General features: G+C 53.4%; 12 protein-coding genes and 1 tRNA gene. 5 read left to right on the top strand and 8 right to left on the bottom strand.

Annotation, left to right across the window (positions count from 1 at the left end):
* The first annotated feature begins 28 nt into the window (after positions 1–28).
* Together rpoD and AAC599_RS17755 are read left to right on the top strand one after the other, a co-directional pair.
* Positions 29–2,104, top strand: coding sequence for an RNA polymerase sigma factor RpoD (rpoD, locus tag AAC599_RS17760; RefSeq protein ID WP_340151747.1), 2,076 nt, complete (start codon positions 29–31; stop codon positions 2,102–2,104).
* Positions 2,105–2,232: 128 nt separating this feature from the next.
* Positions 2,233–2,309: transfer RNA gene (locus tag AAC599_RS17755), tRNA-Ile, on the top strand.
* Positions 2,310–2,486: 177 nt separating this feature from the next.
* Here the strand turns inward: AAC599_RS17755 and AAC599_RS17750 are convergent.
* The 7 genes from AAC599_RS17750 to AAC599_RS17720 form a co-directional block, all read right to left on the bottom strand.
* Positions 2,487–4,169, bottom strand: a complete 1,683-nt coding sequence (locus tag AAC599_RS17750; RefSeq protein WP_340151746.1) for a recombinase family protein — start codon at positions 4,167–4,169, stop codon at positions 2,487–2,489.
* Positions 4,170–4,178: 9 nt separating this feature from the next.
* Positions 4,179–4,592: a DUF2924 domain-containing protein gene (locus tag AAC599_RS17745; protein WP_340151745.1), complete on the bottom strand. Its 414-nt coding sequence runs from the start codon at positions 4,590–4,592 to the stop codon at positions 4,179–4,181.
* A gap of 4 nt (positions 4,593–4,596) precedes the next feature.
* Entirely contained in the window at positions 4,597–4,941 is a 345-nt protein-coding gene (locus AAC599_RS17740) for a DUF3489 domain-containing protein (protein ID WP_340151744.1), read from the bottom strand.
* Positions 4,942–5,131: 190 nt separating this feature from the next.
* The gene (locus AAC599_RS17735) at positions 5,132–6,070 is read right to left on the bottom strand and encodes a hypothetical protein (RefSeq protein WP_340151743.1); all 939 of its coding nucleotides are present in this window, start codon (positions 6,068–6,070) and stop codon (positions 5,132–5,134) included.
* Between the two features lie 317 nt (positions 6,071–6,387).
* Positions 6,388–6,807, bottom strand: a complete 420-nt coding sequence (locus AAC599_RS17730; protein ID WP_340151742.1) for a hypothetical protein — start codon at positions 6,805–6,807, stop codon at positions 6,388–6,390.
* A 23-nt stretch (positions 6,808–6,830) separates the two neighbouring features.
* Positions 6,831–7,235 (bottom strand): DUF5681 domain-containing protein, encoded by a 405-nt coding sequence (locus AAC599_RS17725; RefSeq protein WP_340151741.1) that lies wholly within the window; start codon positions 7,233–7,235, stop codon positions 6,831–6,833.
* A complete protein-coding gene (locus tag AAC599_RS17720) occupies positions 7,232–8,596 on the bottom strand; it encodes a DNA methyltransferase (protein ID WP_340151740.1) in 1,365 nt (454 codons plus the stop codon). The genes AAC599_RS17725 and AAC599_RS17720 overlap by 4 nt, the downstream gene beginning before the upstream one ends.
* Before the next feature lie 1,028 nt (positions 8,597–9,624).
* Here AAC599_RS17720 and AAC599_RS17715 point away from each other — a divergent pair.
* The 3 genes from AAC599_RS17715 (at position 9,625) to AAC599_RS17705 (ending at position 12,208) form a co-directional block, all read left to right on the top strand.
* On the top strand, positions 9,625–10,002 hold the full coding sequence (locus AAC599_RS17715; protein ID WP_340151739.1) for a hypothetical protein: 378 nt from the start codon (positions 9,625–9,627) through the stop codon (positions 10,000–10,002).
* A 110-nt stretch (positions 10,003–10,112) separates the two neighbouring features.
* A complete protein-coding gene (locus AAC599_RS17710; RefSeq protein WP_340151738.1) occupies positions 10,113–10,631 on the top strand; it encodes a hypothetical protein in 519 nt (172 codons plus the stop codon).
* 353 nt (positions 10,632–10,984) lie between these two features.
* Positions 10,985–12,208 (top strand): hypothetical protein, encoded by a 1,224-nt coding sequence (locus AAC599_RS17705; RefSeq protein ID WP_340151737.1) that lies wholly within the window; start codon positions 10,985–10,987, stop codon positions 12,206–12,208.
* 23 nt (positions 12,209–12,231) lie between these two features.
* Here AAC599_RS17705 and AAC599_RS17700 read toward each other — a convergent pair.
* A partial coding sequence (locus tag AAC599_RS17700) for an integrase core domain-containing protein (RefSeq protein ID WP_340151736.1) occupies positions 12,232–12,721 on the bottom strand: 490 nt, incomplete at its 5' end.

Genomic DNA, 12,721 nt, shown 5'->3' with positions numbered 1-12,721 from the left:
TGATGGAAACCTTCAGGAGTTAAAATTTATGGCGACAAAGAGTGCGGAAGCCGTTGATACGTCGGATCAGAGTGATGAAAGCCCCGATAGCCCGCTGATTGATGCCTCCCAGGCGGCCGTCAAGAAGATGCTCGCGAAAGCTAAGGACAAGGGCTATGTGACCTTTGATGAGTTGAATGCCGTCCTTCCGCAAGACCAGATGTCGTCAGAACAGATCGAGGACACGATGTCCTTGTTGTCGGAAATGGGAATTAATGTCGTCGAGAATGACGAGGAGGGTAATGATGATGGCCCTGTCGATCAATCTGATGACGACGATGATGACGATAGCGACGACGAAGTTGAAGAGAAGAAGGTGAAGGAGACGCCTGAAAAGCAGGCATCAACATCCGGTGACCGGACGGATGATCCTGTCCGGATGTATTTGCGTGAGATGGGCACGGTTGAGCTTCTGTCGCGTGAGGGCGAGATTGCAATTGCGAAACGGATTGAAGCCGGTCGCGGCAAACTGATTGGGGCAATTTGCGAAAGTCCGCTGACAATTCGTGCTATTTTGAACTGGCGCGAGTTGATGCTTCAGGAAAAGTTGTTGCTGAGGGATGTTATTGATCTGGACGCCACTTATGGTGCGGGTGCCGCAGCGGAAAAAGCACTTCAGGAGGGTTTCAGCGAAGACAGTGAGGATGACGAGCTTCCCGCCGCCGGACTTAGTGATGACGACGATTCAGACTCGGATTCAGACGACAGCAACGATGACGATTCCGATGATGAAGATGGCGAAGAAGGCCGCAGTCGCGACGACGATGACGACGAAGACGACGACGCTGAAGACAACACGATGTCTCTTGCTGCGCTGGAAGAAACCCTGAAGCCGGAAGTGTTCGAGCGTTTTGATGAAATTGCGAAGACATATAAGAAGCTGCATAAAATGCAGGAACTGCGGCTGACGGCGGCACTGGAAAATGAAGCTGTTTCAAATGCTCAGGAAAAGAAATATGAAAAGTTGAAGCTTGAACTGGTCAAGCTGATGGACGACGTGCATCTGACAAACAACCGGATCGAAGCACTGGTGGACCAGCTCTACGGCATTAACCGCCGTTTGATGAGCCTTGAAGGCAAGCTGTTGCGGCTGGCCGAGCGGCACAAGGTCTCGCGCGCAAGCTTCCTTGAGAATTATTTCGGCAATGAGCTGGATCCGGGCTGGGTTGACAAGATGGGTGGTCTTAAGGCCAAGGGCTGGAAAGATTTTGTTGCCAACGAGAATGAGGGGATTGGTGAAATCCGGAGCGAGATTATCAAGATCAGTTCCGAGTTCGGCATGCCCATGAATGAATTCCGGCGGATTGTTAGCACGGTTCAGCAAGGTGAGCGTGAGGCGAGCCGGGCAAAGAAGGAAATGGTGGAGGCCAACCTCCGTCTTGTAATCTCGATTGCCAAGAAATACACAAACCGCGGGCTGCAATTCCTCGATCTTATCCAGGAAGGGAATATCGGCCTCATGAAGGCCGTGGATAAGTTCGAATATCGCCGGGGTTATAAATTCTCGACCTATGCCACATGGTGGATACGTCAGGCGATTACCCGGTCGATTGCGGATCAGGCACGGACAATCCGCATTCCAGTGCATATGATTGAGACAATCAATAAGCTTGTTCGGACTTCGCGTCAGATGCTTCATGAAATCGGCCGTGAACCAACCCCGGAAGAACTTGCCGTCAAGCTCGGCATGCCGCTTGAAAAAGTACGCAAAGTCATGAAGATCGCCAAGGAGCCGATCAGCCTTGAAACGCCGATCGGCGACGAAGAAGACAGTCATCTTGGTGACTTCATTCAGGACGAGAACGCGGTTCAACCCTTGGACGCGGCGATCCAGTCAAATTTGCGAGAAACGACAACGCGGGTTTTGGCATCGCTGACACCACGGGAAGAACGTGTCTTGCGTATGCGGTTCGGCATCGGCATGAATACGGATCATACATTGGAGGAAGTGGGCCAGCAGTTCTCTGTTACCCGCGAGCGTATCCGCCAGATTGAGGCCAAGGCTCTCCGCAAACTCAAGCATCCAAGCCGGTCGCGCAAACTTCGAAGCTTCCTCGACACCTGATGAGACCCTTGAAGGGGATAAAATTGGCGGTAAGGTCAATTCGCCAATTGCGTCCCTTTGTTGAACAGGTTAAACAATCACGAACGAAAGGGCGTTTGCGTCCTTTTTTCTGTCGTGAACAAGAATTCGGGCCTGTAGCTCAGCTGGTTAGAGCCGTCCGCTCATAACGGACTGGTCGTAGGTTCAAGTCCTACCGGGCCCACCACTAATCTTGAGGCGAACCTGGATCCAGTCCAGGTTCGCCCCTGAAGCCCGCAGAACCGGGGCCTTTGGCGATATCCGATCAGAACAGAGACGCATCAATCTTACCGAATATTCCGCAATTCGACATTCGTCTCTGTCGCCTTGTTTCAGCGTCCAGTCCATGGATATAATGTGGGGATTAATCAGGGTAGCCGAGCCGCTTTTTCTGCTCGCGCCAGTCTGTTGGCAGCGGATTGAGCCTCGAAAGTCTTCTGACATTCAATCCTTCAGGCTGACGCCCGGCCAGAATATCTTCGATAATTTCCGGCGCCAGGAAGGCAAGCGGAAGTATCCGGGTTATTTCCGTATCAAAGGCCTTTTCGCGCTCGGCGATTTCCTTCACTGATCGGGCTTCTCCTAACGCCAACTGATCATACCAGTTTCTTGCGTTCGCAATCAATTGACAGAGATCAGGGTCAGGTTGATGGGCTTTCGTCGCACCGGCAATGACCAGCTTCGCCTCGACACCTTTACGCTGCAACTTGATGGCAATTTCAAGTGTAATGGTTTCGTCTCTCTCATCGTGATCCGCACCCCGCTGTACTTCCAGCAATCCGGCCAAAGCTTTCCGGCTCAAGTCAATAGAGATAGAATTTGCTCTAAGTTCAACCCGATGGATGAATGCCCTTAACAACTCCTTCCGTGAAACAGTACCATCGCCCATAATTTTTTCGGCCAGCTCAACGGCCTGTACATTAATTCGTTGCAAGTCGGGCAAGCTCTGGTCCTTGAGATGCAGGACATCGATTAATCGGCTCTGATTGTAAAGCAGTTCCCGAACGGGTTTGAGGATAGCCTCTTCCAGTGTCGCAGCCGGCAACCGCCATCCTCCGGCATCCGGTTTGGCATCCTGCGCCAGCTGCTTCGAGATATAATAGCGATAGCGCTTGCCGTCCTTGCTGGCCTGGGCCTGATAGAGTGGTTCTCCCTCTTCATCGAAGACCAGCCCCGTCAGCAGAAACGGCGCCTTCACATTTGTCGGTGAAGACCGCTCTTTGCTGTTGCCCCTCATAATCTGCTGAACCTGATCCCAGATATCCTGATCGATGATAGCCTCATGCTGACCAGAGTAGGTCTGTCCTTTATGTGGGATCAATCCTATGTAAAGCGGATTGGAGAGCAGCCGATACAGGTTACCCCGCAAGAAGGGCTTGCCGCCTGTAACAGATCCATCCTTTCGGATAATCATCTTGGTGATTATACCTTGGTGGTTTGCCTCTTGCTTCAGACGCCGGACCGTCCCGAGTTCAATATATAGAGCAAACAGCAATCTAACTGTTGCGGCTTCGGTTTCATTGATTACCAGCTTGCGATCCTCAACGTCATATCCGAGCGGCAGGTTACCGCCCATCCAGATACCTTTCTTCTTGGAGGCTGCAATCTTGTCGCGGATACGCTCGGCGGTGACTTCCCGTTCAAACTGGGCAAAGGAGAGAAGTACATTCAATGTCAGGCGTCCCATGGAGGAGGTGGTATTGAACGCTTGCGTGACAGAGACAAAAGACACGTCCTGCTGATCCAGCCTCTCAATGATCTTCGAGAAGTCAGCGAGGGACCGGGTGAGGCGATCGACTTTATAGACAACGATGATGTCGATCTCTCGCTTATCGATGGCTTCTAACAGTTCCTTGAGGGCAGGGCGGTCCATGGTCCCACCAGAGTAGCCGCCATCATCAAAGGCGGTTCGCACCCGCTTCCAACCCTCCTGGCGCTGACTTTTGATATAGGCTTCACAGGCTTCCCTCTGAGCATGCAGGGAGTTAAAATCCTGCTCGAGACCGTCCTCGGTCGATTTACGGGTATAGATGGCGCACCGCTTCATATGGACATCTCACAGTCCGAAGAAGCGCGGACCGGACCAGCGGGCGCCGGTAATGGTTCGGGCGATGGCTGATAACGACCGATAGGATTTTTCCTGATAGACAAAGCCGTTTTCCTCGATGTCGACCATATGGGTCTTCCCTCGCCATTCCCGAACCAGCCGGCTGCCGGTACCAGGCTTTAAAGCCACCGGTGGCCTTGTATCGGTGGTCGTCGTCCCAGGCGAAGCTGGTACATATCGCCCAAGCTGGCGAAGGGTCGATTTTTTCAGCCCGCCATATTCCTTGACCTGTCCGTTATAATGACAGGCATAGACAAGAAGCCGGGTGCTCAGCCCCCTGAGCGGCGGACGTCCATACGCTTTGATCCAGGCCTCAACAAGCTCAGGTCGAGACGGTTGGGCGTCCGTATTTATGTTTGCCATCATCTCACCCCTCAACGGCTTTATAAAAGATCTTTCCGGAAGCAGTCCGGGTGAGCTCAATCCGGATCCCTTTCTTCCGCAGTCCCGATAGTCCCGCCCGGATGCTATGGGCCTGCCATCCGGTTGCTTTTTGAAGGTCCTGCATGCGGGCCCCTTTTGAACGTTTGAGAAGCCTGAGGATGATCTCCTGCTTTCCGGGCGACGACTTCGCTCGTTTCCGAGTAGGGGAAGGGAACGCCTTTTTTGCTGCCGTTGTGACAGGCGTTGCCTTTGATGGCGATGTTTCTGCGGCGTTGTCAGTGATTGCTTTGACTGTCTCTGCCTGTCGCTCTTTCTTTGCTGCTGTCATATCGACCTCCGTGGGTTTTGCCCCGTCGGTGCGCCGGGGCTTGCACTGAGGCGAGCCCGGCGCCGTGGGGGAAGGAGAGCCGGGCTGGCGATAACGGGGGAGTAGTACCCTGTATCGCCGTCACAGTACCGCTCTGTTGCCGGCGAAAGTCCAGTCCTTTCTGCACCGGGTGAACATCGGGTGGCCCTGCTCATGCCGCCTTGGTGATCAACCAGTCAACAAGCCCGCTTTTAAGCGCCTGATCAGCGAGGGCAGGCGCATCCATCAGGATGATGTCACTGTCCCGGACATCAAGACTTTGTTTGCTGGAATGATAGACATAAAAATATTTGTCGGCCGCCATTGCCCCGAACCTATCGATATAGTCATCAAGCTGCGCCTGGCTGGTCGCGGACTTGACCTGTACGATCGCCCGCTCCCCGGTGGTCGGCAATAGCAGCTCGAGATCGAGGGACTTCTGGGTGCCGCCTAGCGAGCTGATACGCTGCCAGCCGCTGCGGCTGAACAAGAGCTCGGTAAAGAGTTCAAAATCCTGCCAGGTGAGGAGTCTGATGACCTCCACTGTCGCCGCCAGCAACTGTTTGCGGGCTTCCTGCGCCGCCGTGATTTCCGGCAGCTCCTCATCCCGGAGCTTGCGGAGAAGATAGTCGAGCTGATCCGGTTTGAGGGTACAGACGGTGCCCTGATATGCGGCGACTTTGGTGAGATTGCCGCTGAGGTTCCCGATGAGCAGAGGCGTTCCGTCGAAGGAGAACCTGTGCCAGCCGGACATCGTGCGGCGGAAGCGGCTTCCTTGCGGATATTGTTTCGGGTCACTGCCGAGATACTCGACGTCGGGGGCAAGCTCCGCCCACCAGAGTGATCCGCCGGAGATGGTGATCCACAGGACGTCGGGGTCGGCGTCATAGAAGCTGAGGATCTGACTGGCATGCCCGGTGGCGGTCCCGGCAGTTTTACCCAGATCGAGATAGACTTTTCGGATCGCCTCCCTGTCCCCGGCGAGGGCCATCCCGTGAGGAACATCATAATAGGCGAGGGGGGCAATGCCCTCTTCCAGGCATTTCTGTTCCCATCCGCCGCGTTTTCCGAGCTTTATATAACATGCCTTCGTAAAAGTCTTCCGTGTCATCACTCCGAACTCCTTTAAAAAACTAAAAGGTCACCGGAGCGTTGCCGCCCTGGTGACCGGGAGTTAAGAAGTTGCAACGAGACAACCGCGACGATCTTTAGCCGTGAAGCCTGGACATACATCGCCGCCTCCCGGCCATAGGGACCGAAAGGCGGCATCATTCCGGCTGATGCCAGCCGCTCGTTGCAGGGTTCTTAAGCCCCGGCAGGCGTTTCTGCCTGCGATCCGGACGTTAGCTTGCCTGCCCGCAGAGTTCAAGCGGATCAGACGAGACAACGACCGGCTTTCGCCGAACGGGGCGAACTGTGGCAAAGATGTTAGTCATGGTACGGGCCGTCATCCTCATCATCGTCATAGACGCCCGGCGGTGGCTTTAGGGTCTTGTTTTCTTCAAGTTCCCGTTTAATCCAGTCTTCCGGCGATATGTCGGCGGGGGCAACAATAACCCCGGCTCCCTCGTTGATGACGCCGGGGCGGTATCTTTCCATCACTTGCCCGAATTTCTTCATTGCCCGGGGGCGGGCGTCGTCCAGAGCCGCCTTGCGGAGATTGAGCAGGGTGATGTCCAGCAGCGTCCGCCGCTTTTTCCTGCCATCCTCCATCACGATATATTCCTGCAGCATGATATCCCGGAGCATCGTTTTGAGGTTTTTCGATCCCATTGGCCGTCCGTCTCGGTTAGCAGTGTTTTTCTGGCGCCGTCGCTTTGACGCCGGTTTTGTATCTTTATCCGACATAACTGTCTCCTCCTGTCTGGCCGTTATTCGTCATCGATGATCTCTCCATATTGTTTCACATAATCTTCAGGGGTTATTCCTTCCGGAGCGATCATGACCCCGCCGTCGCTTTCCGGGGGCGGGGTATGGATGAGGCCATTATCCTCGCAGAGCTCGACAAGTCGGATCAGGGGGGTGATTTCTCCCTTCATCGACTTCCGGATCATCTGCCAGACCATGGCTTCAAAAGGATGTAACTCTTTGGCTTTGCCGTTAATCGTCATCGCGACCGGTTCGTCGAGAAAGGCCGAGATATCGACCGGCCCGGTCTTGTCGGCCTTCGGCCGGCCCTTCGGATTGCCCGACTGGCCCTTCTTCCAGCGGGTGTCTTTCGGCGGACGGCTGTGGCCGACCTCATAGTCGCCATCAGGTTCTTTTCTGTCCGTCATGACGCCCTCCCTTTACTCTTGTTATTCTGCGGGGCAGGGAGAGGGCCTGGCGGATCCACTCGGGTTCTTTCCGCGGCGATCTCGTCAAATGGCTTGCTGGTCTGCTTATGGATCGCCGGAACGCCGGCAGCTTCCGCAAGCCGTTTGACGATGACATCGCAGTACCGAGGATCAAGCTCGATGCCATAACCGCGGCGTCCCGTTTTATGTGCCGCGATCAGCGTGGTGCCGCTACCGGCGAAGACATCGAGGACAATGCCGTTGCGGTTGGAGCAGTCGAGAAGGGCATCGGCGACCAGGGCGACAGGCTTTACTGTGGGATGCAGGGCAAGATCCGCATCCCGGGTCTTGCCGAAGCTGTTGATCCCGGCATAGGTCCAGAGATTGGTCCGGTTACGCCCGTGTTTGCCAAGCTCGACATTATTGATATGTTTGCCGGTACCCGCCTTGAAGACAAAGACAAGCTCATGCTGTGACCGGTAGAGAGATCCCATGCCGCCGTTGGTCTTGGCCCAGATGCAGATATTCATCAATGAAGAGTAGGCCATCTTGCCGGCCGCGTTCATCTCGCCGATATGGCGCCAGTCCATGCAGATGAATTGCACGGCCCCGTCCTGGCTGAAGCGGGCGAGCTTCCGGAAGACAGTGCCGAGAAAGACGGTAAAGGCGTCCTCATCCATTTCTCCCGCCGCCATCGCGAACTCTCGATGGCGAACCTTCCCGAGGCCGCAGACATGCCCGTCGACGGGCACGTTATAGGGCGGATCGGTAAAGACCAGCTGTGCCCTGTCATCAGCCATAAGACTGGTATAGACATCCGCATCGGTGGCATCGCCGCAGATCAGCCGGTGTTTTCCGATCTGCCAGATATCGCCGGTCTCTGTGACGGCCGGTCCGGTATCAGGGAGAGGGATGTCCTCATCCGGATCATCTGATGTATCCGCATTAAATTCGCCGATCAGGATATCGATCTCGGGGGTCTCGAAGCCGGTGAGGGTAATATCAAAGTCGAGATCAATCGTCAGGAGTTCCTGCAGCTCGATGGTCAGGATTTCCCGGTCCCAGCCCGCAAGCTCGGCAAGGCGGTTGTCGGCAATGATATAGGCCTTGATCTGTGCCTGTGTCAGGTCCGCAAGGCAGAGCGTCGGCACGGTCTCCATCTCCAGGAGCCGTGCTGCCTCGATCCGGCCGTGACCGGCGATGACGCCGCCGTCCTTGTCCACGAGGACCGGGTTGGTAAAACCGAACTCTTCGATGCTGTCGGCGATCTGCCGGATCTGCTTTTTTGAATGGGTGCGGGCATTGCGCGCACAGGGCGTGAGCGCGTCAAGGCGCTGCACCCGGAGGTTAATATTTTTCATGGTGCTAAAAGCTCCGTAATTACCGGAACCAGCATAAAAAAAGCGCAGTCCCGGAAAGTTTCCGAAAACCACGCTCACACCATGGAAAGCTATGGACCCTTCAGGAGAATGCGCCGGACCATGCCCCGCTTTTCTCTCCACCGAAGAAGGGTCCCGGCAGGGCCATGCCTGACGTTTACCTTCTCCTAAGGCACATTAAACATAGGATAAACGCGCGGGGATTGCAAGGGGAAATATCGGCTAAGCCCCTGCGCAACAAATGACAACTCGGAATTATTGGTTCTTGCGAGAAGGTTTCATTAGAACAGGTTTTTACTTTCTACTTCTGAACATGCGAGTTGTGGAATGACATTTTTGTTTAAGTAAACGAGCGCTCCTGAAGAGGGGTCGCGAATATACTACTTTCAGGGCTTTACATGTAACTCTGGCTCATAACCTGAAGGTCATTAGTTCAAATCCAATCCCCGCAACCAATAACCTCAACGGCTTAGGAAGATATGCCCAAGCCGTTTTTGCGTTCAGGGCTACCTTCGGACTACTCTGTATAATGCAATCTATAGCTTAAAGTAGAACGGATTAGTGATTCAAGTTCTCATTTTAGTCAGTGTTTGGCCCAATGAGGAAATTTGCTTGAATGGCTCAACGTTCCGCTATTCTGACTTTTGACACTTTCGCACGACTACGCTTCTTAGTCGCTCTGGGCGGGAAGTGTGAATTCGCCGCAACTGCGAAACAGCCCAGCGATTCTGTAGGGAGCGGGCATTCCGAGGATTACGAAGGCAGAGAGTTTTGCGTCGTCGCATGGCGGCTTAGAGTCCAATGCAGTCATCACAATTTACCCATCTTTGCAGTTTGTTTGCATTAGCTAGCTGCCAAGCTTAAAATTTGTCGAAAGCACCTGCACTTGGAGGTAACAAACCGATGTATAAACTCTTGGCAACACGAGCGGTAATCGCCTTAGCCTTATGGGTTGTGCTTTCGGCACAGTCCGGCGCGGCGGGCCTACTCGACGGTAAGGCTTTGATGGTATGATCGGTCCGAGCGAGAACCCCGATTTGTCAGACAGTTTGTATTTCGATGATGGACATTTCTGGTCGGACATTTGCATACGCTGCGGATTTTTACCGGGAGAATACGCAGCCGAGGAAACTGTTGAGGGAATAGCGTTTGCAGGTACGCTCAAAAGCGAGACACGCGGCCGGTTCGATTATGATGGACTGGTGCGTGAGGATGGCTCCATCCGTATCACGATCCAGTGGCAGCGTCGTCGTTGGTACTGGACATCAAGCCGCGAGATCGCCTTCATCGGCCAACTAAACCGGCCTCTAGAAGCAGAGCTTGAGACTATCTACGACCGTATGGAACAGTTCGATCCCGATCAAAACCCAACATGCGCGCGCTTCTAAAACGCATCTGGGCCGCGCGAAGGGCCATCATTCTTTATGCATTCCTTCTTTTTGGAGGATGGGCGCTCAGCGGAACCCTGCACAACATCGCCCTGCCGGAGATGCGGCCGATGAACGAACCGGTTATCCATCGATTCGTCATAACTGCATTCGCGGCTTTCGTCGTCGCAGCTGCAATTCCATTCGTGCCCGGAGCGGAAATCGGATTTGCCCTGCTTTTCATTTTTGGCGGCAAGGCAGCCCCATTGGTTTATGCGGGCATGGTACTCGCCCTCGTCATTGCCTATAGCGCTGCAATATTTCTCCCCCTGCCGCGCATTGTCGATACGCTGTCCTGGCTTGGATTGACAAAGGCCTCTGATTTTGTTGCGAAGCTCGCCAACGCAAGCGCTGCGGATCGTGAAGAAATGCTGGCAAACGCATTGCCGCTGTCTTTTGGCGATCACCTGCTAAGAAACCGGTACCTTGTATTGGCCATCGCACTCAATACGCCAGGAAACTCTCTGTTGGGAGGTGGCGGCGGTCTGGCATTTATTGCCGGTAAAAGTGGTGTTTTCGGATTTTGGCCTTTCGTTTTCACTGTTATTGTCGCAATTGCGCCGGTTCCTTTGATTTTCATGTTCACCTAAAATTTAACAGTCACTTTGTCCGCACGGCCGACATTTGGAGCTGCACATTGTCGCTGAATAAGCGAAGGGCAGCCTTCGGAAAGTTGCATCGCAGCGTGCGCTTGTAAGGCGAAAGTCGGCTCAGGGCCGAGGCAAGAAACACCGTACATGCTCTCCTAACCCAATTTTGCAGAAGTTGAATTAAATTACTCTTATTTGTTGTGCGAGCAATCTCTGCCATCTAGAATCGACTCAAAGCGGACATCGAGGGGTATCACTCGCGAGATGCCATGTGTCTTAACACTACAGATGCGAACGACATTCCGTAAAACCTACTGCTTATAGGCCCATTCAAAAACAGATTAGAGTCAGGCATGCCTAGAAAAAAGCTACCCAAACTTGCTCACGTTTGCGAAAAGAACAGCCCACTGAAATTCGAAAACTTTGGAATTGATCCTGAGAAGCACGGTGAATTCAAAGAGGAGATACTGAAGACTGCACGGGCAACCGTTAAGGAATTTCCAGACTTACTGGAGACAATAAGGAACAACCTTGCAGACTGCTATCCGCCTCAAGCTCTGTCCGCGTTTTGTTGCTATGGCTCTGCAGGCTTCATATCGACTACAGGTAAACAGACCGATGCTTTGCCTGAAATTATGCAGCATCATTGCGAGTTACTGCAGGCTATTCTTCTTACAGTTCCTCAGGACGATTGGGGAGGCAAACCGATAACACCAGATGCCATGGAAGTATTGTTCAACACTATGCCGAAGCTGTCGAACACGTTTTTCATGCAGCGCATACTGGAAGGTGATACGAAGCTAGGGGATGAAGAGGAGCAGATCGCGAGATCTTTGCAGGAACGCGTCCGGATGCATACGCACACTGTGCGCAACTGGGGGCACTTTGATCAAGTCGTTCAGATATCCCGTGAATTGTATTCAGCACTCGACCCGAAGTTTTTAAAATCATACGGATTCAGTGCCACTGACTTAATCGATACACTCTTTGCGGTTCAAGCTGAGGCTGAAGAGAGAATGTCGGCTCATATTGCTCTATTACGAAAGGTTTTGAGCGGTCGGACAGCCATCAAGCTTGTCGAACGATATTATAGGTTTGTGCCAAGCCTCGTTGGAAGTGCCGACGAAATGCTTTCGGGATTGCCTGCTGATATTACGCGAGAACAGATGGCCGGAATGATAATGGCTCATCTCGATCTTCGACTGATTGATACCAGACTATTCACGCCTGAAGGTCTCTCGGACTTAACCGGAAAACCAAATGAGGTGATTTTAGCCATCTTGAGTGCCCTCTCGTTGGAACCCGGCTCCCTAATGGACGCCAAACCTGAGTTCTTGTTTCTCGATAACCCGATATGGGAAAGGCCTGTGATTTCTCTTAATAATAAGTACCTAGTACCCTTACCACAGGCTGCGTTTAGTCATATTCACAGAATAATGGAGCGTTTGGCTCGTGAAGTCGGGTTGGAAACTATTCTACGAGAATATCGAGCGAGTTTTCTCGAAAGCAGTGTTGAGAACCTCTTCCGGAAAGCATTACCTGATGCAAATTTCTACCCTTCTTTCCAATGGGAGTGACGTGTTCCCCAAGTTCCTGCCAGTCATAAGGAGAGTCCTTGTTTTAATTGATGCCTGGTTTGGGCGTGTGATGCAATCAGAAAAGGGGTTAACCCCTTTTCTGATTGCGCGGTGATTTCTGCCGGGGTTTTACCGCCATGGGCAGAATGCGGTCTGACATGGTTATAATCCTGTCGCCAGATAGCCAGCTCAACCCGAGCATGGCGCACACTGGTGAACAAGGTCTCATTCAGACATTCATCTCGAAGTCGGCCGTTAAAGCTTTCGACAAAAGCATTTTGTGTCGGCTTTCCCGGTGCGATGTAATGCCAGTCAATACCCCGATCCTGCGACCAGTGCAGAATTGCCATACTGGTAAGCTCTGTGCCGTTGTCGCTGACAATAGTCTGGGGCCTGCCTCGCCTGGCGATAACCTGATCCAGCTCCCGGGCAACCCGGGCACCAGACAACGAGGTGTCGGCGACGCATCGGGTTCGCACGCGACTGGTCGAAAATCGAACCGCACTGGTCAAT

Source organism: uncultured Sneathiella sp. (genome assembly GCF_963976355.1).
Lineage (GTDB): Bacteria > Pseudomonadota > Alphaproteobacteria > Sneathiellales > Sneathiellaceae > Sneathiella.
This window is presented reverse-complemented; position numbering and strand designations above follow the sequence as displayed.